The following is a 22,344-nucleotide window of genomic DNA, read 5'->3' as shown; positions in this document are numbered from 1 at the left end:
ATTATCCTTCCTTTGGAAATTCTATATAAAAAATTGTATTGGAGTTTTTTGATGATTCTGAATAAATTTTACCATTATGTGCCTGGATTATATTCCTTGAAATAGCAAGACCTATTCCTGTTCCTGTTGGCTTGGTGGTAAAATACGGGTCAAAAATATGGGGCATTATTTTTTCAGGGATTCCAGGGCCTGAATCAGTGAATTTTAAAACTATCCTGTCTTCTTTTGATTTAAGTTCAACATTTATTTCACCATTGTTTGTAAAAGCTTCCAAAGAATTGAATAAAATATTTAAAAAAACCTGTTTTATTTTATCCCTGTCAATTTCAAGACTGATTCCTTTTTCAAAAAAACGGTTGATTTTTATGTTTTTTTCTTTGGCTTCTCTTTTAATCAGGTTTAAGGTTTCATTTAAAAGACAAGAAATTTCCACTTTTTCTTTTATAAGATTTACTGGTTTTGCAAAATCAAGGAGCTGGCCCACAACTTTATCAAGTCTTTCAACTTCATTGATTATAAGATTTGAAATTTGAATATTTTGGCTTAAGTTTTCAGGGCTTTCCTTGATACAGGTTGAAAAACCTTTGATTGAGCTTAAAGGATTTCTTATTTCATGGGCAACTCCAGCTGCAAGTTTTCCAACTGTGGCAAGTCTTTCATTTAAAGCTATTTCTTTTTTAAGAGTTACTTTTTCAGTTTCATCTTTGATTAAAATAAGAAATCCGGGTTTTTCATCCACCCCTGCATTAATAAAAGAAATATTGGTATCAAGGTGTTTTTTTAAATTTAAGTGATTTAATGTTGTTTCAATTTCTTTTGTTTTTTCATTCAAATTTTTATGAAAATTTGTTTCTTTTTTTAAGGTTAAAGTAAATTCTTCTATTTTTTCAGGGGTTTCAAATATTTGAATGGCTGAATTGTTAAATGAAATTACATCGCCCTGGGCATTTGTTGTTATAAATCCTGCTGGCATGGTATTAATTACAGCTCCTGTAAACTTTTTGGCCCTTCCCAGTGAAATTTTTGCAGATCTATAGTTTTGGATAAAGAAAAGAAGAAAAACTCCAGCACAAGACATTGAAAAAAGAATTATCCCCGTATAAATGGTTTCTTCATTGCTTGACAGATTTGACTGGTAAACCATGTCCATATCAAGGGCAAGAAAAATGGAAAGATCTTTTGGATTGTATTGTAAAATTTCATTGTCTCTGTAGAAAAATCTTATCACTGGGCCCTGGGGGTTTTCCATTCCAAGTTTGTGCATTTTGTTCATTCTTTGATGATGGCTTTTCATGGAGTCTGGATCTTTGCACTGATATTTATCCGGAAGAAAAGAAGGGGAGAGTTTCCTAAAAAGTAAAAGAGTTTCAGATTCTTCTTTTACAAGAAGTTCCCATAAAAGATTTTTTTCTGGTTTTTTTTCATGGGCAAATTTTTCAAGTTGATTATAGTCTGTATCTGCCAAATTGCTTCTGGCAAGAATTTTTCCTTCAGGGGATGAAATAAAAATATATTTTACAGCGTTAAGCCTTGATGTTTCTATTAGAAGTTTTTGAATCCAGAATTTTCTTCTATAGTCTCCGCTTGAAATTTCCCTTGAGGCTGCCTCAAAAGAGTCAATTATTGTTTCTCCCCTATTTACCATTAATTTTCTCAAGTTGTCTTTTTTGCTGCTAAGGTCTTTGTAGGTTACATAAGTAAAAACTGCAGCCAAAATAGCAATCATTCCCAGGATAACTGAAATAGATATTTTTTTTTCCAAAGTTTAAGCCTTAAAAAGTGGGTATTTTTTATACAATGGGTAATTATTACACGGAAAATCTGTTTAAAACAGTAAAAACACAGATAATTTAAATTAGTTGCAATTTATTTGCCAGGTTTTTAACAGGGCTGATCCAAAAAAGTATGGTATCAGCAATAAAATTGACAGATACCATATTATAAATAAAGGCTTGGTAGAAAACTTTGGTTTAGCTGATTTTTTTATTCTCTTGTCATTGAAGTCATTTTTATTGCCTGATCTTTAATTTCCTCTGCACTTGTATCAAGTGTTTTGCTGCCAAGGCTAAGCTCTTCAAGGGACAATGAAATTTTATTAAGCTCTTCATTTATATTTGAGATTGTATTGGCATTTTCATGGGCATTTGAGTTTACAGTTTGCATTCCAATTGAAACTCTTTCTGTGTTTTCAGTTATTTCCCTTGTGGTTGCAGACTGCTCTTCAACTGCTGCTGAAATTGTAGAAACCCTTTCATTGGCTTCTTTAACAACATTGAGCACTTCCTGGATTGATTCAGTTGTAAGTTTTGTTTCTTTTTGCATTTGTTGAATTGTTTCGTTTATTCTTTCAGTGGATTTGTTGGACTGGGCAGCAAGTTCTTTTATTTCGTTTGCAACAACAGCAAATCCTCTTCCTGCCTCTCCTGCACGGGCAGCTTCAATTGTTGCATTAAGTGCAAGAAGGTTTGTTTGATCTGCAATTGAAGAAATCATTTCAGTAATTTCTCCTATTGCATTGGCTCCCTTTTGAAGCTCTTCAATGTTTTTTGCCGCAACTTCAACTTTTTCAGCCGCTATTGCAGTTGTTTCATGGGCGGACTGGGTGTTTTGAGAAATATCAGTCACTGTGGCTGTCATTTCTTCCATTGCTGCTGCTATGGCATTTATATTGGAGGTGGTTTCTTCCATTGTTTTTGAAGCACCTGCAATGTTTTTGTTCATGGCTTCCGACTGGGTGTTTATTTGGGAAGCTTCGCTGGAAAGAGAATTAATTGTACTGGTTATTTGATTAGAAAGGGCTGCCAGTGCTGATGCTGAAGTTTCAAGATTTATAGAACCTGATTTAATATTTTCTAAAATTTTATTAAGCCTTTCCCCTTGTCCTTTAATTCTATCCTGCTGAACTATGCTCTGCCAATACCAAAGGGTGTTTTTTTTGGTAATTGAAATTAAAATTACAAAAAACAAGAGAAAAAGAGCTGAAAGAGAATAGGTGATTTTTTCTGCCTGAAGAATTCCCCAGGCTATAACTGGAAAGAGGATTACCGCCTGAAAAATAATTCCGATTAAAAGTTTAGGAGAAAGTGAAGCTGTGGCCCCTGCTGCCATTCCTGCTACAAAAACCAGGAATAAAAGGGTGTATTCACTTAATCCAAAAACAATTAAAGAAAGAATAGTGAATAGAGAAACTAAAATTCCACCAAGATAATTTTGAAATAGAAAAAGACCATACCAGAATTTTGGATTTTCATCGTATTTTTCAGGTAATTTAAAACATGTATATGTTTTTAAAATAATCATCACCAAAAACAAGATCCCAAGGGTAATTGTAGCTTTTGGTGATTTTGAATAAATAGGAGAAAGAAGGACAAGAATTATATAACCTAAAATATAGGCTGGAGCTGTTCCTTTAGAACGGTTTGAAAGCTCTATCACAGCTTCTTTTTCATATTTATTTTTAATTTCAGAATCAATTGAATTTGAAGATTTGGACATTGCCTTTTCCATTTAAAGCTCCTGATTGTTAATTGTTTATTAAATATTATTTAATTTCAGATTTTAGACTTAAAATCAAGTTTTATTAGTTTTAGCTGGAGTTGTAAAAAGAATTGCTGGTTCCTGAAATTTAATAAATTTTTAAGTTTGATTTGTTGGCTTAATTTATAAATCTTCAGGTATAAAAGACAAAACATCATCAATTTTATCTTTGTTTAAAAGCACCATTATAAGCCTGTCAATTCCAAGGGCGTTTCCAGAAGATTTTGGCATTTTATCCAGGTCTTTTAAAAACTTTAATGGAAGTTTTGATACAGGCAGGTTTTTTTTCAATCTAAAATCAATTGAATCTTTAAATCTTTTTTCCTGTTCTTTTGAATCGGTAAGTTCGGTGTAGCAATTACAAATTTCAATTCCTGAAATAAAAAGTTCAAATCTTTGAGAAAAATTTTTGTTGTTTTCACAAAGTTTAGAAAGAGATGCCTGGGATTTTGGGAAATCATATAAAAAAACAGGCTTTCCAAATCCAAGTTTGGGGGAAATTTCTATTCCAAAAATTTCATCAAAATTATCTAAAACTTCTTCAAATGAATAATTGGTATATTTTTTAACAGAATCATAAACACTTAATTTTTCAAAAGGGAGGTCTAAACGGGTTTCTTTATTTTGTCTTTTAATTTTTTGAGCTGAAAACTTTTTTGCCAGTTTTATTATAAGCTCCTGGGTTTCTTCCATTAAATCAAAATAGTTTTTGTTTGTTTGATACCATTCAAGCATGGTCATTTCAGGGATATGAAGCTTTCCCCTTTCATTTTTTCTAAAAGTTTTGCAGATTTGAAAAATTTTTTTATAACCCCTGGCAAGAAGTCTTTTCATGCAAATTTCAGGGGATGCCTGCAAAAAAAAATCTTCAGATAAAAAAGGATCAATATGATCTTCTGGAATAATTGAAGGAAGTCTTATTGGAGTTTCAACTTCTATATAATCATTTTCCATGAAAATTTTTCTTATTTCAAAAATTATTTTACTTCTTTTTTCTAAAGTGTTTTTCATTTTAGTTTTTTAAATTCTTAAATTAAATAGCCTGGAAATTTTATAAATCCAGGCTATTTAGCTGATTGATTAAATTTAGGGTTTTGTATAATTGTTAAATCAGTGAATCTTGATTTGTTTTAAGCTGTAATCAGCGTTTCTTTTTTTCAAATCTGTCATTTTTGTTGTCATGGAAATAGCTTATTTCAGCATTTGAATCTTCATACCATTTTTCAGCCTGGGTAACGCATTGTTCACAGGCATTTATGGGAAGATGAACTCCGGTTATTTTCCATCCTCTATCAGATTCTGAATCAATTTTTAAAGCACCTCCGCATTTATCACAATTTGTAACATTTTCAAATTGTCTTTCATAAATACCGTCGGTATCATACACAATGTTTCTTTTTCTTTTAAAAATCGGATCATTACCGTAAACTCTTTTTTTAAGGTCGTTTCTTGAATCCCAGATACCCATTACTTTTTTACAAAGATCTTTGATGTATTTTATTGTTTCAGGGGTTTCTTTTAAGCTTTCCGGATTATAGTCAGGTTCTTTTACATTTGAATAATCAAGACCAGCCAGGGCAAGAATTATTCCTGCGTTTACATAGGGAAGGGCACTTTCAATGGAGTATCCCCCTTCAAGAACTGCAATATCAGGGTTTAAAAGAGTTGTAAGCTTTGAATAGCCTTGAGCTGTGAAATTCATATTGGTCAAAGGATCTGAATAGTGATTGTCCTGGCCTGCTGAATTTACTATTACATCGGGCTTGAATTCATTTAAAATAGGTAATACGCAATTTTCAATAGTATAAAGATACCCTTCTTCTGAAGTTTTTGGCGGAAGGGGAATATTTATATTATAACCGCAGGCATTGGGTCCTCCAAGCTCTTCTGTAAATCCTGAACCAGGATAAAGAGTTCTTCCATCCTGATGGATAGAAATGAATAAAACATCAGGATCATGCCAGTAAACATCCTGGGTTCCGTCTCCGTGATGGCAGTCTGTATCTACAATTGCAATTTTTTTATACCCGTGCTCTTTTCTTAAGTATTCAACCATTACAGCTTCAATATTTATATTGCAAAATCCTCTTCCTCCGTGAACCACTCTCATTGCATGATGTCCCGGTGGTCTTACAAGGGCAAAGCCGTTGTCAATTTCTCCAGATGCAAATTTCTGGGCTATGGCTTTTGCTCCTCCTGCACTTATAAAATGTGAGCTTGTGGTTACAGTTTGGATGTCGGGCACACAAAAGTGAGCCCTGTTTATTTCGTTTTCTGTAACCTTGGCAGGTTTGTATTCTTTTATTCCTTCGATATCCATAAGGCCTTCTTCAAAGACCTGATCTTTTGTATATAAAAGTCTTTCTTCCCTTTCCGGATGGGAGGGATCTATTGCCCAGTCAAAAGCCGGGAAAAAGACAAGACCTGTTTTCTTTTTTGCTTTAAGCATTTTTTATCTCCTTTTCTCAGATAATTATCTCTGAATTGGGCGATTTAAGATTTGTGCTGATAAACATCAGTTTGTTTCAGACTCTGGCTTGCCAAAATTTTATACGGCTACAAGGCCCGGTCTTATCTGAAGTGTTATTCTTATATTTTTTCCTGAAGATCTATAGCCCCTCATCATATTAAAAGATAAGTCTTCAATTGTATCTATTTCCAGATTATTCATATCTGCACCCATTTTTTCAGCCTTGGCATATAAAAGAGATTTTGCCTTTGCAAAAGCATCTTCCCTTGAATAATTTTGAGAAATGGATTCCTCATAGTTTTCAGAAACAGCATAAGCTTTTCTTTGGGCTGTGTCTGCAAACAGGGTTACAGTGCAGGTAGGTTTTGCCATTGCCGCACCTATTGCGTTTGCAATGCTGAAATCTTTAACTGTACTGGTTTTTATATTTGATAGTTTTTCCAATCTTTTTGCAAAAACGCTTGCCGGTGCTCCAAGTACAAGAATTTCTTTGGGATTTAAAACATAGCCGTCTAAAAATTCATGAAGAGTGTATACAGGCTTGTTGTTTAAATCAAAAATCTTTTCAGTGAAGGCATCAACTATATTCTGGGCGGCTTTGTCAGCAATTTTTTCTGCTGCATCTTCAGGAGAAATTCCAAGGGTGGTTGCAATGGAGTTAATTCCCTTGCTTGCTTTTTCAAAATCACCTTCTTTTATTTCACCAAGAAAAACAAAGGCATCTGTAGGTGTTGGTAAATCTCCCCCAAAGGCCATGGCAGGTCCTTTTCTTTCCGGGCCCACTAAAAGTTTTGAATCTTCAACTCTTACCCAGCTGTCGCCTCCTGCTCCAATGGATTTTGTTTCTATTGCCCTAATAAGTGTTTTTAAATTTTGTATTCTTATTCCGCTTTGAGCTATTACAGGATCGCCATTGGCAAGGATAGCAATATCTGTTGTTGTTCCTCCTATATCAAGAACAATTGAGTCAATATCTTTTTTTGAGCCGGGCATTGCTCCAAGAACACTTGCAGCAGGGCCTGAAAATATTGTCTGTGCAGGGAAATTAACAGATTCACCAAGGGGCATTGTTCCCCCATCTGCCTTTAAAATATGTACAGGTGATTTGATTCCCCTTTCTATAAAACTTTTATTTACCGAGTCAAAAAAATCTTCATATGAATCACGAACAGCAGCATTGAGCCAGGTGGTATTTATTCTTCCTGGAAAATTAAGGTGTCCTGAAACATTGTGTCCTTTAAATATATTTTTAAAAGTCTTGGAAAAAATTTTTTCTTTTTGATTTTCATGGGTCGGGTTTCTAGGAGAAAATTTTGAAATAACCGCTACATTTTCTATCCCAAGTTTTTTTATTTCTTCTGCTGTTTTTGCAAGTTCCTTTTCATCAATTGGAATAAGCTCTCTTCCCCTGTGGTCAAGTGCTCCTTTTACAATGGAGTAAAACTCTCCTATTTTATAATACCCGGGATCTATTCCAGGTCCTGCTGAAATTATCACTGCAACAGGTGAGGTTTTGTTCTGAACAACAGTATTGGTTGTAAGGGTGGTGCTTAATACTGTTCTTTTTATTTTAGAAGGGTCTGTTTTTTCAATCAAAGAGTCCAGAGCTTCGATTACAGATTCGTAAAGATTGTCTTTTTTTGTAGGTATTTTAATGGATTTTTCAGTTTTGTTGCCAGACAGAAGAACTCCATCCGTATGAGTACCGCCTACATCTATACCAATTATCATTTGCACCCCGCAGATTTAAATTAATGATTATTCTATACAGACTATAGCTAATAAGCTTAATTGTCAAACAAGGCGGTACTGGCTGATTTTTATTTTTAAGAGTTATTTCAGGTTCTTCTTGGATTTAGATCTGAAGTTTTTCAATGTTTTTGTAAAAATTAAGGTAAAGACAATAAGATTGTCAGGCTGGAAATAAAAAAAGCCCCTTTAAAATTTAAAGGGGCTTGAAGTCTGGCTCCCCAGCACGGACTTGAACCGCGGACCCGATGGTTAACAGCCATCTGCTCTGCCGACTGAGCTACTGGGGATTAAGTTTTGCTTTTAATCAGCAATGGAAAAACATATACATTTGTTTGTCATGGCGGTCAAGTAAAAAAAATAAAATATTAAATTTTTATTGTGGTTCTGAAAAAGAGGTAGACAAAGTAAAGAACAATCATAAATCCTCCTTCCCATTTATCCAGAAGCCTTTTTCTCCCTGTTGCCATAAATATAAGCAAAAGAATGTTTGCAAAAATAACCATTAAAATATCCAGGTTGTTGTTTGGAGAAAAAGGAAGGGGTTTGATGGTTGCACTTATTCCAAGAACAAAAAAAATATTGAATATATTAGAACCTGCAACGTTTCCCACTGCCATTTCAGACTGACCTTTATAGGCTGCTACAACTGAGGCTGCAAGCTCAGGAAGTGAGGTTCCAATGGCAACAATGGTAAGGCCTATTATTTCGTCAGATACTTCAAAGGAACGGGCAATGCCCACAGCTCCTCTTACAATGAGCTCTGCTCCTCCTGCAAGGCCGGCAATTCCAATAAGTATAAGTATTGTGGAAATTCCCCAATGCATTTTAACCAGTTTTTCATCTAATTCTTCTGTGTCGGGTTCTCTTTTTGAAAGTGAAAAAGAATAATGGAAAAAAATAAGGAAAAAACCAAGAAAAACCACTCCGTCGCTTCTGCTTAATAAGGAGTATCTATATCCGTCAAAAAATTGATCATTTACTGAAACTGCCAGAACAAGGACAGCAAGAAGTCCCAGGGGTATTTCTGCTTTTACAGTACCTATAGGAACCTTAAGGGGTTTTACCAACCCGCAGATTCCCAGGATTAAAAGAATATTAGCTATATTGCTGCCTAAAATATTTCCTGTTGCAACTCCTGTACTCCCCTGGGTGCTTGCAACAATGTTTACAAAAAGTTCAGGAAGTGAAGAGCCAAAAGCAACCACAGTAAGACCTATGGTCATATCTGAGATCTTGAATTTTTTTGCAATGGCCGAGGCACCGTTTACAAGACAGTCTGCACTTTTTATCAGAAAAACAAAACCTGCCGTAAGAAAAAGATAAGACAAAAAAAGCCTCCCAGTAATTTAGTGGCAAATATAGTTAGTGATAAATAAAAAACGAGATTTTGCCAACTGAATTCTCAGCAAAAATTTTATTCCAGTCTGATCATTGTTTAATTTCGGAGACAAATTTTTTTGTCTCCGAAATAGAATAAGTTGCTGGAAAAGAGTTTTACTCTTCTTTTTCCTTTGCAATTGTTTTGAGTCCAAGCTCCTGGAGCTGTGCCCAGGAAGCACTTGAAGGAGCATTGGTAAGAAGACAGGTTCCCCTTTGAGTTTTAGGAAAAGCCATCACATCTCTTATTGATTCCTGATTGCATAAAATCATTACAAGACGGTCAAATCCAAAGGCGATTCCTCCATGGGGAGGTGCTCCTGATTTAAGGGCATCAACAAGAAATCCAAACTTTTCTTCATAGTCTTTTCTTTCCATCCCAAGAATTGAAAAAACTTTTTCCTGAACTTCAGGCTGATGAATACGGATGCTTCCGCCCCCAATTTCAGAGCCATTGAGAACCAGATCATAGGCCCTTGATTTTACTTCAAGAGGAGATTGTTCAATTTTTTCATAGTCAGATTCAAGGGGTGCTGTAAAAGGATGGTGAAGTGCCTGGTATCTTTTTTCGTCCTCATCCCATTCAAACATTGGAAATTTTGTTATCCAGACAAATTCATATTTGTTTTTGTCAACAAGACCAAGCTTTGCCCCAAGATGATTTCTAAGGTTACCTAAGGTGTCATTTGTAATGGTTGGAGTATCTGCAACAAAAAATACAATATCTCCGGGTTCCATTGAAAGGGCTTTTTGCATTTCTTCTTTTTCTTCATCAGAAAAAAACTTTGTTATTGGTGACTGCCAGTCTCCGTTTTCCTTTATCTTTATCCAGGCAAGGCCCCTGGCTCCATAAATAGCTGCAAAAGCTGTGAGATCATCTATTTCTTTTCTTGAGAAACCAGCACACCCTTTTGCATTTAGAGCTTTAACAAGGCCTCCTCTTTTAAGAGTGTCTGCAAATACTTTAAATCCTGTGTTTTTAAGTGTTTCTGAAAGGTTTACCAGCTCGAGTCCAAATCTTAAATCAGGCTTGTCAAGGCCGTATTTATCCATGGCCTCTTTATAATCCATCCTCTTAAAAGGAGGTTTGATCTCAAGATCAACAACTTCTTTGAAAACTGTTTTTACAAGTCCTTCTGCCGTTGCCATTATTTCTTCTTCACCGATAAAACTCATTTCTATATCTATTTGTGTGAATTCTGGCTGTCTGTCGGCTCTTAGGTCTTCATCTCTAAAACATTTTACTATCTGATAATATTTATCAAAGCCTGAAATCATAAGAAGCTGTTTGAAAAGCTGGGGGGACTGGGGAAGGGCATAAAAATTACCCCAGGTAACTCTGCTGGGAACAAGGTAGTCTCTTGCACCTTCCGGAGTTGACTTTGTAAGAAAAGGTGTTTCTATATCCAGAAATCCTTTTTCATTTAAATATTTTCTTATTGCAAATCCTGCTTTATGTCTTTTTATTATATTTTTTTGAATGGCCGGTCTTCGAAGATCCAGGTGTCTGTATTTTAATCTTATGTTATCAGAAGCTTCAACTCTGTCTTCAATTAAAAAAGGAGGAGTTTCTGCTTTGTTCAGGATTTTAAGTTCTAAAACATTGACTTCTATTTCTCCTGTGGGAAGATTTTTATTTATCATTCCCTCAGGTCTTTTGCCAACTATCCCTTTTATTGTAATTACATATTCACTTCTTATTTCATGGGCTTTTTCATGCATTGTTGGATCTGTTTCAGGATTGAAAACCACCTGGGTGATTCCTTCCCTATCCCTTAAGTCCACAAAAATTACTCCGCCGTGGTCTCTTCTTCTTTGTACCCAGCCCATGAGAACCACTTCTTTATCTTTATCAGCAGTGCAAAGCTCATTCAGATGATGGGTTCTTCTAAGATCTCCAAGTAAATCAGCCACTATAAATTCTCCTGTTAAATATATTTTTTTATTATTGAAATAAAATCTTTTTCTAAAACTTCTTCCTGGGTTCCCTCTTCCATGTTTTTAAGACTTATAATGCCTTTTTCAATTTCATTTTCGCCTATAATTGCACAAAATTTGCAATTTGATTTATTTGCCTTTTTCATTGAGGCCTTCATGCTTTTGTTAGAAAAGTCCATTTCAGATTTTATACCCTGGGATGCCAAATTGTTGCAGATTTTAAATGCCTTTTTGGCTGCAGATTCACCAAAGGTTAAAAAGTAAACCAGAGGCCCTTCTTTTTTTACTTCCTGATTAGAGGCAATTATTTCAACAAGCCTGTCAAATCCTATGGCAAATCCAATTCCAGGTGTTTTTGGGCCACCAAGGATTTCAACCAGACCGTCGTATCTTCCTCCCCCGGCAACAGCAGACTGGGCTCCAAGCTCCAGGGTTTGGATTTCAAAAGCTGTTTTGGTATAATAGTCAAGCCCTCTTACAAGGTAATCGTCTATTTCATATTTAATATTTTCAAGATCAAGACATTGTTTTAAGGCTTTAAAATGTTCAGAGCATTCCCTGCAAAGATAATCTTTTAAAAGCGGGGCTCCTTTTAGCTGATTTCTGCAGGATTTTACTTTGCAGTCAAGAATCCTTAGGGGATTTTTAGTTTTTCTTCTTTCGCAGTCACTGCAAAGGTCTTTGGTGTTTTGAATAAAGCTTAAAAGGATTTCATTGTATTTTTTTCTGCATCCTGGACACCCAAGAGAGTTTATTTTGGTAAGAAGATTTTTTACTTCAAGTTTTTTAAAAAGCATGTTGAGCATTACAAGAATCTGGGCATCAAGAATGGGAGAGTCAATTCCTAAAACCTCAGCATCAATTTGATAAAATTGTCTGTATCTTCCTTTTTGAGGTCTTTCTTTTCTAAACATTGGACCTATTGTGTAAAGTTTTTGTTCAGGCTGTCTTGAATACATTTTATGTTGAACATAGGATCTTGCAATTGAGGCTGTAGCCTCAGGTCTCATTGTTTGATTGTTCCCTTTTGAGTCTGGAAATGTAAACATTTCTTTTTCAACTATGTCTGTACTTTCCCCTATACCCCTTGCAAATACTTCAGTTTTTTCAAGAATGGGAAGTCTTATTTCCTTAAATCCAAAATTTTCAAATATATTTTTTGCCTCCAGTTCTATTTTCTGCCAGACTTCAATTTCTTCAGGCAGGATATCACGGAAACCTCTTATTGTTTGAATCATTTATTTAAATCCTTATTTGATTTAGTAAACTTGTCTTTAGTATGGGCTTTTATTAAGATTTTAAACTCAATAAAACTTAAGCTTTAGTCTAATTGAATTTTATATCAATTATGTAACCGAATATTATTATCCCAGTGAGTTTTGATAGTCAATATTTCTTGAATAAAATAAGGGATTAATCCAAAAATGTTCTGATGATCCAAAATCAATACTTGCAAAATTAAAATCATTTTATAATATCGTCAGTGACGGAAGCTAATTTGCAAATAAAATAAATTAAGGACTTAAAAAAATGGCAAAAAAAGTTACAACAACAACTTTTATGAAAAAAAAAGAATCTGGTGAAAAAATTACAGCAGTTACTTCCTATGACTTTACTTTCGCAGGTCTTGCCCATGAAGCAGAAATAGACATGATTCTTGTTGGTGATTCATTAGGTATGGTAGTTCAGGGTCATCCAAGCACAATTCCTGTAACCATGGAAGAAATGATTTACCATTCAAAAATGGTGGCAAGGGCAAAGCCTTTATCTCTTATTGTTGCAGATATGCCGTTTCTTTCCTATGAAACCAGTGTTTTTGAGGCTGTGACAAATTCAGGGCTTCTTTTAAAAAAAGGATTTGCAGAAGCTGTAAAGCTTGAGGGTGGAGTAGAGGTGGCAGAAAAAATTGAAGCAATTACAAAAGCAGGAATTCCTGTTCAGGCTCATATAGGGCTTACTCCCCAGTCTGTCCATCAAATGGGAGGATTTAAAATTCAAAGGGATGAAGATAGAATTGTAAAAGACGCCCATGCTGTTGAGGAAGCAGGAGCTTTTTCTGTTGTTCTTGAAGGAATCCCCAGTCATATTGCAAAAAGAGTTACAAGTGAGCTTAAAATTCCCACCATAGGAATTGGTGCAGGAATAGATTGCGATGGACAAATTCTTGTAATGCATGATCTTTTAGGCCTTAATAGAGGTCATGTTCCAAAGTTTGCCAAAAAGTTTGCAAACTTAGGTGATCTTGCTGTGGAAGCTTTTGCTTTGTATGCCAAAGAGGTAAAAGAGGGTAAATTCCCCGGAGATGAACATAGTTATTGATTTTTATATTTATAAAATTATAAAAGAAAGCCCTGTTCTTATAAACTATAAGAACAGGGCTTTTGTGTTTTGATTTCAGTTTGGTTAGCTTATATTTTTTAAAAAAAGACAAGCCTTAAATTCAGGTTTTAATATCTATAATGATCAGGCTTAAAAGGCCCTTCAATGGGAATTCCAAGGTAGTCGGCCTGCTTTTGTGTAAGCTTAGTAAGATTTATCTGAAGCCTGTCAAGATGGAGTCTTGCAACTTCTTCGTCAAGCTTTTTGGAAAGTGTGTATACTTTGTTTTCATGCTTTTTTGTTGCAAGTTCAATTTGAGCTAAAGCCTGGTTTGTAAAACTTGCACTCATTACAAAGCTTGGGTGACCTGTTGCACATCCAAGGTTTACCAGTCTTCCTTCAGCAAGAACAATGATTGAGTTTCCAGACTTTAAAGTCCATTTGTCAACTTGGGGCTTAATGGTGTCTTTTACGCATTCTGGAGTCCTGGATAGATATGACATTTCAATTTCATTGTCAAAATGTCCTATATTGCAGATAATTGCTTCGTTTTTCATCTGCTCCATGTGCTCACCCCTGAGAACATGATAATTGCCTGTTGCTGTTACAAAGATGTCTCCTTTTGAAACAATTTCTTCAAGAAGGCATACCTGGAAACCGTCCATTGCAGCCTGAAGAGCACAGATAGGGTCAATTTCAGTAACCACAACCCTGGCTCCATAGCCTTTCATTGACCTTGCGCATCCTTTTCCTACATCACCGTATCCGCAAACAACAACAGTTTTACCTGCAAGCATAACATCTGTAGCTCTTTTTATTCCGTCTGCAAGAGATTCCTGACAACCGTAAATATTGTCAAATTTTGATTTTGTAACAGAGTCATTAACATTGATTGCCGGAAAAAGAAGTTCTCCTTTTTCCTGAAGCTGATAGAGCCTGTTTACTCCTGTTGTTGTTTCTTCTGAAACCCCTTTTATTTTTTTGGCAATTCTTGTCCACTTTTGTGGATCTGTTTCATAGGACTTTCTAAGTCTGTCATAAAGCTTAATTTCATCTTCAGCTTCAAATTTTTGATCAAGAATTGAAGGATCTTTTTCAACTTTTACCCCTTCATGAACCATCATGGTAGCATCTCCGCCGTCATCAACAATAAGATCAGGGCCGGATCCGTCAGGCCAGGTAAGGGCTTGTTCAGTGCACCACCAGTATTCTGCAAGGGTTTCACCTTTCCAGGCAAAAACTGCTGCTGAACCATTGGCCGCAATTGCTGCTGCTGCATGATCCTGGGTTGAAAAAATATTGCATGATGCCCATCTTACATCAGCTCCAAGGGCTGTAAGGGTTTCAATAAGCATGGCCGTCTGGATTGTCATATGAAGACTTCCAGCTACTTTTAAGCCTTTTAAGGGTTGCTGGTTTCCGTATTTTTCCCTTGAATTCATAAGTCCGGGCATTTCTGTTTCAGCAATTACCATTTCCTTATTACCAAAATCTGCCAGGGAAATGTCTTTTACTTTGTGCTTAAGAGTTAAGTCTAGTTCTATATAACTCATTTAATCTGCTCCTTAATTATTTTTAAAATGATTTTACTGCTTTTATTATATAAAGAGAAAGCCCCTGAGTTAAGGGATGCTCTTTTTTCACTGTTATTCTGAATCCATTGTTTTCAAGGATTTCTCCCAAATAGTCGTGATCAAATCCAAGCCATCTGTCCCCGTATTCGGTTCTCATTTTTTCAAGATTATGCTTTCCAAATTCTGCAAAAATAAAAATTCCGCCGGGTTTAAGAACTCTTGATACCTCTTTTATTCCTTCTTCGGGTTTGGTCAGATGGTGGAGAACCATTGAAATTACGGCAAGATCTGCTTCATTGTCCCTCATTGGCAGATGCTCTAGTTCCCCAAGTCTTAAATCCGCCCTGAACCCTTTTTCTCTGATTCGGGTTTCGGCTTCTCCAAGCATTTCAGGAGAGCAGTCCACTCCTATGAGTTTTTCTGAATAAGGGCCCATATGGCATAAAAGCTCTCCGGTTCCGCAACCTAGATCAAGGGAGGTTTTGCAGTTTTCCATCAGTTCTGTGATTGCTTTGTTAAGATTGAAGTCACCGAGAAGCTCTTTTTTCATGGTGTCCCATTTGGGAGCAACATTATCAAAAAAGTTTGCTGTGTTTTTTTTCCTTTTATCAATAACTCTGTCAGTTTTTTTAAGGTCTGATTCTAAAATAGGATCAAGATTCATCACAGGGGAAAGAGCATTCATCACTTTTTTCCCTCCGCCTGAATCAACAGTTGAGTAAAATGCCCAGACTCCGTCTCTTCTGCATTTTAAAATTCCTGCGTCAGTAAGTATTTTCAGGTGTCTTGATATTCTTGACTGACCCATGTCCATTGTAGCTACAATTTCATTTACACTGAGTTCATGGAAAAAAAGAATGTTTGCAAGTCTTATTCTGGTAGGGTCTGCCAGTGCTTTTAAATATATTGATATATCCATATTCCCTTATATAGTAATTAAGTGATTTAATAGTCAAGGAATAATTAACTTTATTTTCAAATATAAACAATCTGAATTTTTCTTAATTTGGGCTTTGGGTATTTAAGAATTAAGGGTTTAAAATTTTTATCTTTGGACAAGAAATGAAAAGTTCTGGTTTTCCTGGGATTACTCAGATAAAATAAAGGTTGTTTTAAAGCTGGTTTGTTTTTTTGACTAACTCATACAAATACCGAATTGAACGAAAAAAGATGATAAAAATAAAACCAAATGAATATGAAGTTTTAAGAACGTTCATCAAAAAACAATGTGGAATTAATCTGGGCGGCAACAAATCTTACCTTATAGAGACAAGACTTTCAGATTTGGTTTTGGAATATGGGCATAATAACTACCTGGATTTTTATAAAAAAGCTGAGAAAGACCCCGCCCTTGTTGAAAGAATAATTGATGCAATGACAACCAATGAAACTTTTTGGTTCAGGGATACTTTGGTTTGGAAGGCTATTTCAGATATAATAATTCCCCAAATTGTTGAAAAGGCTAAAACTAAAAAAAAAGTAAGGGTGTGGTTTGGAGCATGTTCTACTGGCCAGGAAGTTTACTCTTTTTTGATGATGCTTAATGAACACCTTCAAAAGACAGGTCAAAAATATGTTTTGGAGTTGGTCGAGCTTATTGCAACAGATATTTCTCCTTCGGTTCTTTTCCAGGCAAAATCCGGAAGATATTCCGGGATATCCATGGAAAGGGGGCTTCCTCAGTTTTTTAAAGAAAAATATTTTGTTTCAAAAGAAAAAGTCTGGCTTTTTGATCCAAATCTTAGGAAAAGGGTGAATTTTAAAAAATTAAATCTCCAGGAAAGCTTTGTTTCTCTTGGAAATTTTGATCTGGTTTTTTTAAGAAATGTGCTTATTTATTTTTCGGCCGAAACAAAAAAAGAAATAATTAAAAAAACTGCAGCAAGGATGGCTGCAGGAAGTCCTCTTATTTTAGGTTCTACAGAGTCAATAAGAGATTTTTCAAACGAATTTAGCATCAGCTATAAAAATAATGTTATGATTAATTATAAAAAATAAATTCTAAGCTTAAAGCTAAATATACCAGGGGAGTTTTTTATGAGAGAAAAAATATTAAAAGAACTTGAAAAAAAGACAAATATCCCCGCTTTTCCCAAGGTTCTTTCAAGGCTTAATCTTATTTTAAATGATGAAAATGCAGGACTTGACGAAGTTGGAAAGGTTGTCATGCTTGATCCTGTGCTTTCAGGGCGTGTATTATCCTATGCAAATTCTTCTGTTTTTGGGGCGACAAAAGCCGATAGTTTTTCCACTGCTGTTTCAAGGCTTGGTATTGATGAACTTAAAAAACTTGCATATTCTCTTAAAGTAAGCGAATTATTTGTTAATTTTAAAGACATTGACCTCCACAGCTTTTGGAAACACAGCATAAGCGTTGCTGAGTTTTCCCAAAGACTTTCAAAATATGTGAACGTTTCGGATTCTTGTGCCAATCTTGCCTATTTTTCAGGTCTTTTGCACGATATAGGAATTATAATTTTCTTTTATCTTATTCCTGAGGCTTATCTTGATTTTCTTGAAGATTACGATGGAAAGATTCCTCTTGAAAAGGCTGAAAAAAAAGTTTTTGGAATTGACCATGCTGAGCTTGGTGGAATTTTTCTTGAAAAAAACTGGAAGCTTCCAGCCCAGATAGTAGGTGCAGTCAGAGGCCATCATCTCCCTGTTAATAAAGATCAGGAAATTCAAAATGCTGCTGGACTTGTACATATAGCCAACGGGATATGTAGAAGTCAGGGCTTTTCTTTTGGGGTTGAATCTTTAGATTCTTCCTTTAGAAGTGAGATTTGGGAAATGCTGGGGTTTTCCCTTGATGATGTTTTTCCAATTATAAAAGATATGGAAGATGCTGTGTTTAAAGCTGAAATGATTCTTAATGCAAAATAAATTTTTGTCTAAAAAGTTTTTAGACTTAAAAAAATATTATAAGAAAGAAAAAAATAATTCAAATGGAAGAAAAAGAAAAATTAATTGATATTTCTAAAAAAATAGGATTGGAATTTGGAGATATTAAAGTGGGTTTTGTTGATAAAACTGATATGGTCAAATTTTTTAAAAATAAAGAAGAATCAAAATTATCCCAGATGGAGTTTTTTATGAAGGCGGTAAACAAATAAAAACCCGGGTTTAGTTATTGGCTGATAGCCAGTTTTTGTTATCATTTTTTATTCTTAGATCGTTTTTTGTATCAGGTTTTTGGTCTTTTCCAGAGCTTGAAAGAATAAAGTCCATTTTTTCATTTACTGATTTATAAATATAGGGCTGACCCCATCTGTCTAAGGGAAAGTTATATTTAAATTTTCCTGATAAATTTGTTTTATACCAATGAGCAAACCTGTGTGAGGGAGGATAGGTTCCATTTTTATCTTTTTCAGTGTCAAGACAGGTTTTAATAATGATCAGATCTTTTTTGGTTTTGTATACATAATAATAATTAATAATTTCATCTCCTAGATTTTCAATGTATGGGGCACTGCTAAAAACAATACCCAAGGAAAAAAGAATAAAAAAAAGGAATCTGAATTTCATTTTTTTGCCGGTCTTCAATAGGGTAAAATTTTAATATTGTCCGCCTCATCTCCTCTTATGGTGAGATTATAGCCCTTTGTTTTTATGAGAATTGACTGGTTGTCTTTTTCAATAACCTGGATTATTGAGCCCCTGCCTGCTTCTATTTCCATAAATTTTTGAAAGGCAGATGAGTTTTTGTTTATTTCTGAAATTTTACCGAGGTCATTTTTCTTCATCTCTTTTAGCAGGATAGGATTTTCATTGTATTTATTGTAAATTTTCTTTTTTTGCTTTAATGATTCTAGGCAGATATTAACACAGTTTTCGCAGTCTCCTGTAAGAATTGACTCTTCACAATGTTTTGTAAAACCTTTGATTAACCCTTCTCCTCCCCTTGGGCAGATCTGGATAAAATCAACAAACAAAATAAGTTTTTCAAGGATTTCTTTTGGAACATCATGTTCCATTTTGCAGGCAGCTTCTTCTGCAGTATTTTCGTTTACGTATAGAATTTTTGTGAAAAAATTTTTTAATGCCAAATGTCTTCTTATAATATCTTTGGCAATTTCAGTTCCTGAAGGAGTAAGGGTTATAAGATCGTATGGGGCATAGTTTACAAGTCCTTTTCCAGCCAGGGTGCGAAGGGCTCCGGTAACTGATGAGTTGTTGACTTTAAGTCTTGTTGCAATATCTTTTGCTCTTGCAGCCTGTTTTTGGCATACAACCTGATAAATTGTCTCAAGATAATCTTCAAGGCTGGCACTTAGTTTGGTTTTGTTTTTTTTCATGATAAGAGAGCAGCTCCGCAAATAAAATAAAATTTTTAGGTTAAAGAGTCATCTGGTTGATCCTGGTGGGGGAATATATAATATTAAAAAATCTTTGTCCAATAAGAAGAATTTAGACAAAGAAATGCTGGCTGTAAAAAATAATTTAGGGGTGGCTAAAAAAGGCGGGTTATTTGTTGTTTTTATCTTTTTTTAGAAAGTAAATCTTATTTCCGGCCTCATCGGTTGTTGTTATTTCTGAAATTCTTATGTTTTTAGAAGTTTCATTTACTTCCCAGACAGAGTTTGGACCAAAAATTTTGGTGCCTTTTTCTATTGTTCCGTGAACAATTAATACAGGGGATGGTTCTATTGAATTATCGTAATTTTTTATTGATTCAATTTGCCCTAGAATTTTGATTTTATTTTCTTCCAAAGTTTTAAGCTTTGATGAATGCCCTGAAAGAATGTTTTTATATTCATCCTGAGATTGGAATAAAGAGTCTATGGTTTTTTCAGTGTTTTTAATTTTTAAAGATAATTCATCTATTTTTGATTTGATCTCATTTACTGTTTTTGGTTTTACTGATCCGGAAACAAGCTCATAATGCTCGCGTAACTGTTTTAGAGCCTGGGATGCTTTGTCCTGAACCTGGGCTTTTTTGGCAATTTCTATATGGCTTTGTTTTTCCTTGGCATAGACTAAAGCTATTTCTTCTTTTAAATTATTAATTTCAGAATCAATGTTTTTCTGACTTGCAAGGTAGGGTGCCAGGATTTTTTCAAGGTATGAATCTTTGCCTATTTCAATTATTGAAGGTGTTGAAACTTCTGTTCCTATGTGCCTTGAGTCAATTCCTCCTTTTGCAGAAACAAGGGAAGATATTATTCTCCCTGATTTAACAGTAACCAGCCCACTTGTTTTTATTTTTGACTCAAGGATTTCTTTTTCAATATTAACATTTCCGCATGCTGTTATTTCAGCCTGGTTTGTAAATTTAGCTGAAAGTCCTTGCTGGGCAAAGATTTTACCGCCGTTAATTCCATTTTTAATTTCAACCTGGCCCCTTGATTTTATAATGGCATCCATTGCAGATTTTGCAGTGATATCATTTGCAGATACTCTGAATCCCGGCTTTATGCTTCCGTGGATAATTATATTTCCGTCAAATTCTATATGACCTGTGTTAAAGTCAACATCACCTTTTATTTCGTGGGTGTTAAATACAGAAACTTTTCCATCAATTGAAATATGGGGCTGTCCTTTTTCTATGGCATATATTTTGTTCTCTGTTTCGTCTAATCTTGTTCCCTGGCCTGCTTCAATAAAACAGTCTTGAGCTTCTTCCACCAGGATTGGATTACCAAAAATATCCAATCCGTTTTTACCGTTTTTCAGGGGTATCTTTTCTGCCAGGAGCTGTCCTGGTTCTGCAACAGGAATTTCACCTCTGTCCATAAAATCGATATTCCCTTGTTCATCAACATTTCCCACGTTGAGGTAGTTTTGTGAAAAATGGCATTTGATTTCTGAATTTACAGGTTCAACAGGAGGACTTCCGCTTGCCACTTCAATTGGGGTATCAGGGTTTTTATTGATGAAAACCTGAATCAGATCATCGCTTAGAACTCCGTATTGGACACCTTTTTCAGCTAAAACTGATTTTATGTCTTCAACTTTAATTTTTTTGGGCAGGGGGTAAAGAAGAGCCTTCATGGAGTCATTTGAGATTTCAATCTGAATCTCTTCTTTTGATGCAAATCCTGAATTTAAAGGGTTTTCTTCTGATTTTTTATTGGTGGATGAATTTTCATTGATTAAATCAGGATCAGATTTTAACTTTTGGGCAAGTCCTTTTCTGTTTTGTTCTGAAAGAATTTCTTTGATCTGAGATTTTGTAATAAGATTGTTATTATAAAGGATTTTACATACAGGAATTAGTTTGTATTGCTCCTTAAATATTGAGTTTTGTTTTTTAAATACGGCTTCAGCATTTTTTTTTGTTATAAATTTGTATAAAATACCAAGCTTTAAAAACTCTATATCTGATTTTTTGAGATTTTGGTATTCACAGTGAATATTGAGAAGAATCCGTTTATTTTTGTCAATAAGCCCTTTTGTTTCAATAAAATCTATAAAATCAAGATCTTTTGATAAAGGGTCTTTTGCCCATTGGAAAGCATATTTTTCAATGGTTTCTGCTGAAAAGAATTTGTATTTAATTCCAAGTTCACAAATTTTAAGATTTTTTGGGCTGATTTTGTTTTTAATTTCTTTTATTTTCATTTTTTTATCTTCTTCCTGCCAGAGTTTGGTCAAGGGCTTGTAGTCGTCTTCGTCTTTGTCTGGCTTGGTAATTGAAACTGTACTTAAAATTTCTTTTATTTGTGAATCATTTAAATGGTCTTTTTCTTTTAAAATATCAGCAGCTGATTTTAAACTTTGATTTTTGAATAGCTTCTTTTGGATGCTTAAAGCTTCCAATGCCTGATTTTTAGTGATCAGGCCTTTTTTTACAGCTTCCCTGCAAAAATTTTTGTCAATTATTCTAAGTGCAGCAGCAATTAGCTTTGAAATTGTTTTAATATCTGTTTTTTCTTGACTAAGGAGTATTTCTTCAATTTTTTGAGGATATTCTGTATTTAAAAGACTCTTGTATTCGTTGTAAATGATTTCAGCTTCATTTTTTGAAATAATATTGTTTTTTTCAGCCAGTTCTAAAAACAGATCTGAATAAAAATCTTTTTCAACACCAAATGAAGATTTAATTTCAATTTTGCACTTACTGCATTTAGTTGAGCCTGAGTTAATAGACTCTCCGCATTTAGGGCATTTGGAAAAAAGATTGGTAAACATTTTCACCTTATATTATTTAGTTTTTAAACATCCTTTATTATTTAGCCTTAAATAATTGTCGTCATTTAATAAGGATAAGTTTAACCTGAATTGAAGGTTTTTATCTTTTTAACTCAAAGCATTTACAAGAAATTTCAAACTATATTGAAGCAGGTTTAATACAAGTTGATAAAAAAATGAAATAAAAAAGTGAAATTTTGTTTAATTTTGATTAAAAGTCATTGGTTTCCAGTTTTGCCTTGA

General features: G+C 34.5%; 17 protein-coding genes and 1 tRNA gene. 4 read left to right on the top strand and 14 right to left on the bottom strand.

Translation table 11 applies throughout. From position 1 onward, the window contains the following. Position 1: 1 nt before the first annotated feature. The 9 genes from RBR53_02390 to hisS form a co-directional block, all read right to left on the bottom strand. Positions 2-1,762, bottom strand: a complete 1,761-nt coding sequence (locus RBR53_02390) for an ATP-binding protein (protein MDY0131494.1) — start codon at positions 1,760-1,762, stop codon at positions 2-4. A gap of 221 nt (positions 1,763-1,983) precedes the next feature. After that, positions 1,984-3,507, bottom strand: a complete 1,524-nt coding sequence (locus RBR53_02385; protein ID MDY0131493.1) for a methyl-accepting chemotaxis protein — start codon at positions 3,505-3,507, stop codon at positions 1,984-1,986. A 153-nt stretch (positions 3,508-3,660) separates the two neighbouring features. Further along, positions 3,661-4,548: an EF-P lysine aminoacylase EpmA gene (gene epmA, locus RBR53_02380; GenBank protein MDY0131492.1), complete on the bottom strand. Its 888-nt coding sequence runs from the start codon at positions 4,546-4,548 to the stop codon at positions 3,661-3,663. 130 nt (positions 4,549-4,678) lie between these two features. Continuing rightward, positions 4,679-5,986, bottom strand: a complete 1,308-nt coding sequence (locus tag RBR53_02375; protein MDY0131491.1) for a histone deacetylase — start codon at positions 5,984-5,986, stop codon at positions 4,679-4,681. A 99-nt stretch (positions 5,987-6,085) separates the two neighbouring features. After that, positions 6,086-7,738, bottom strand: coding sequence for a hydantoinase/oxoprolinase family protein (locus RBR53_02370; GenBank protein MDY0131490.1), 1,653 nt, complete (start codon positions 7,736-7,738; stop codon positions 6,086-6,088). A 232-nt stretch (positions 7,739-7,970) separates the two neighbouring features. Beyond that, a tRNA-Asn gene (locus RBR53_02365) sits at positions 7,971-8,046 on the bottom strand. A gap of 78 nt (positions 8,047-8,124) precedes the next feature. Then, positions 8,125-9,087 carry a calcium/sodium antiporter gene (locus RBR53_02360; protein ID MDY0131489.1) on the bottom strand — a complete coding sequence of 321 codons (963 nt, stop codon included), beginning with the start codon at positions 9,085-9,087 and terminating at the stop codon, positions 8,125-8,127. Between the two features lie 166 nt (positions 9,088-9,253). Continuing rightward, positions 9,254-11,050 carry an aspartate--tRNA ligase gene (gene aspS, locus RBR53_02355; GenBank protein ID MDY0131488.1) on the bottom strand — a complete coding sequence of 599 codons (1,797 nt, stop codon included), beginning with the start codon at positions 11,048-11,050 and terminating at the stop codon, positions 9,254-9,256. A 14-nt stretch (positions 11,051-11,064) separates the two neighbouring features. Beyond that, positions 11,065-12,312 carry a histidine--tRNA ligase gene (gene hisS / locus RBR53_02350; protein ID MDY0131487.1) on the bottom strand — a complete coding sequence of 416 codons (1,248 nt, stop codon included), beginning with the start codon at positions 12,310-12,312 and terminating at the stop codon, positions 11,065-11,067. A 292-nt stretch (positions 12,313-12,604) separates the two neighbouring features. On the opposite strand from hisS, the gene panB reads away from it, so the two are divergent. Then, on the top strand, positions 12,605-13,393 hold the full coding sequence (gene panB, locus RBR53_02345; protein ID MDY0131486.1) for a 3-methyl-2-oxobutanoate hydroxymethyltransferase: 789 nt from the start codon (positions 12,605-12,607) through the stop codon (positions 13,391-13,393). A 128-nt stretch (positions 13,394-13,521) separates the two neighbouring features. Here panB and ahcY read toward each other — a convergent pair whose 3' ends face one another. Both ahcY and RBR53_02335 read right to left on the bottom strand, forming a co-directional pair. Then, the gene (gene ahcY / locus RBR53_02340) at positions 13,522-14,946 is read right to left on the bottom strand and encodes an adenosylhomocysteinase (GenBank protein MDY0131485.1); all 1,425 of its coding nucleotides are present in this window, start codon (positions 14,944-14,946) and stop codon (positions 13,522-13,524) included. A gap of 22 nt (positions 14,947-14,968) precedes the next feature. Then, complete coding sequence (locus RBR53_02335; GenBank protein MDY0131484.1) at positions 14,969-15,886, bottom strand: metalloregulator ArsR/SmtB family transcription factor; 918 nt, start codon at positions 15,884-15,886, stop codon at positions 14,969-14,971. 251 nt (positions 15,887-16,137) lie between these two features. Between RBR53_02335 and RBR53_02330 the strand changes: the two genes are divergently transcribed. The 3 genes from RBR53_02330 to RBR53_02320 all read left to right on the top strand — a co-directional run bounded on the left by RBR53_02330 (position 16,138) and on the right by RBR53_02320 (position 18,083). Further along, positions 16,138-16,965, top strand: coding sequence for a protein-glutamate O-methyltransferase CheR (locus tag RBR53_02330; GenBank protein ID MDY0131483.1), 828 nt, complete (start codon positions 16,138-16,140; stop codon positions 16,963-16,965). Between the two features lie 39 nt (positions 16,966-17,004). After that, positions 17,005-17,853 (top strand): HDOD domain-containing protein, encoded by an 849-nt coding sequence (locus RBR53_02325; protein MDY0131482.1) that lies wholly within the window; start codon positions 17,005-17,007, stop codon positions 17,851-17,853. 62 nt (positions 17,854-17,915) lie between these two features. Beyond that, a complete protein-coding gene (locus RBR53_02320) occupies positions 17,916-18,083 on the top strand; it encodes a hypothetical protein (GenBank protein ID MDY0131481.1) in 168 nt (55 codons plus the stop codon). A 10-nt stretch (positions 18,084-18,093) separates the two neighbouring features. On the opposite strand, the gene RBR53_02315 is transcribed toward RBR53_02320, so the two are convergent. From RBR53_02315 to RBR53_02305, 3 genes are all read right to left on the bottom strand, one after another. Beyond that, positions 18,094-18,495 (bottom strand): type II secretion system protein GspG, encoded by a 402-nt coding sequence (locus tag RBR53_02315; GenBank protein MDY0131480.1) that lies wholly within the window; start codon positions 18,493-18,495, stop codon positions 18,094-18,096. A gap of 14 nt (positions 18,496-18,509) precedes the next feature. Continuing rightward, the gene (locus RBR53_02310) at positions 18,510-19,265 is read right to left on the bottom strand and encodes a metal-dependent transcriptional regulator (protein ID MDY0131479.1); all 756 of its coding nucleotides are present in this window, start codon (positions 19,263-19,265) and stop codon (positions 18,510-18,512) included. Positions 19,266-19,434: 169 nt separating this feature from the next. Then, on the bottom strand, positions 19,435-22,101 hold the full coding sequence (locus RBR53_02305) for a FapA family protein (GenBank protein MDY0131478.1): 2,667 nt from the start codon (positions 22,099-22,101) through the stop codon (positions 19,435-19,437). Positions 22,102-22,344 lie beyond the last annotated feature (243 nt).

This window comes from Desulforegulaceae bacterium (assembly GCA_034006035.1).
In the GTDB taxonomy this organism is placed as follows: domain Bacteria; phylum Desulfobacterota; class Desulfobacteria; order Desulfobacterales; family JACKCP01; genus JACKCP01.
Note: the sequence above shows the minus strand (reverse complement) of the source record. Positions and strands in the feature narration are given on the sequence as shown.

Excerpts from the sequence above, each read along its gene's own strand:
- RBR53_02385 (MDY0131493.1), bottom strand. The coding sequence starts at position 3,507 with ATGGAAAAGGCAATGTCCAAATCTTCAAATTCAATTGATTCTGAAATT.
- epmA (MDY0131492.1), bottom strand. The coding sequence starts at position 4,548 with ATGAAAAACACTTTAGAAAAAAGAAGTAAAATAATTTTTGAAATAAGA.
- RBR53_02375 (MDY0131491.1), bottom strand. The coding sequence starts at position 5,986 with ATGCTTAAAGCAAAAAAGAAAACAGGTCTTGTCTTTTTCCCGGCTTTT.
- RBR53_02370 (MDY0131490.1), bottom strand. The coding sequence starts at position 7,738 with ATGATAATTGGTATAGATGTAGGCGGTACTCATACGGATGGAGTTCTT.
- hisS (MDY0131487.1), bottom strand. The coding sequence starts at position 12,312 with ATGATTCAAACAATAAGAGGTTTCCGTGATATCCTGCCTGAAGAAATT.
- panB (MDY0131486.1), top strand. The coding sequence starts at position 12,605 with ATGGCAAAAAAAGTTACAACAACAACTTTTATGAAAAAAAAAGAATCT.
- ahcY (MDY0131485.1), bottom strand. The coding sequence starts at position 14,946 with ATGAGTTATATAGAACTAGACTTAACTCTTAAGCACAAAGTAAAAGAC.
- RBR53_02335 (MDY0131484.1), bottom strand. The coding sequence starts at position 15,886 with ATGGATATATCAATATATTTAAAAGCACTGGCAGACCCTACCAGAATA.
- RBR53_02330 (MDY0131483.1), top strand. The coding sequence starts at position 16,138 with ATGATAAAAATAAAACCAAATGAATATGAAGTTTTAAGAACGTTCATC.
- RBR53_02325 (MDY0131482.1), top strand. The coding sequence starts at position 17,005 with ATGAGAGAAAAAATATTAAAAGAACTTGAAAAAAAGACAAATATCCCC.
- RBR53_02320 (MDY0131481.1), top strand. The coding sequence starts at position 17,916 with ATGGAAGAAAAAGAAAAATTAATTGATATTTCTAAAAAAATAGGATTG.
- RBR53_02315 (MDY0131480.1), bottom strand. The coding sequence starts at position 18,495 with ATGAAATTCAGATTCCTTTTTTTTATTCTTTTTTCCTTGGGTATTGTT.
- RBR53_02310 (MDY0131479.1), bottom strand. The coding sequence starts at position 19,265 with ATGAAAAAAAACAAAACCAAACTAAGTGCCAGCCTTGAAGATTATCTT.
- RBR53_02305 (MDY0131478.1), bottom strand. The coding sequence starts at position 22,101 with ATGTTTACCAATCTTTTTTCCAAATGCCCTAAATGCGGAGAGTCTATT.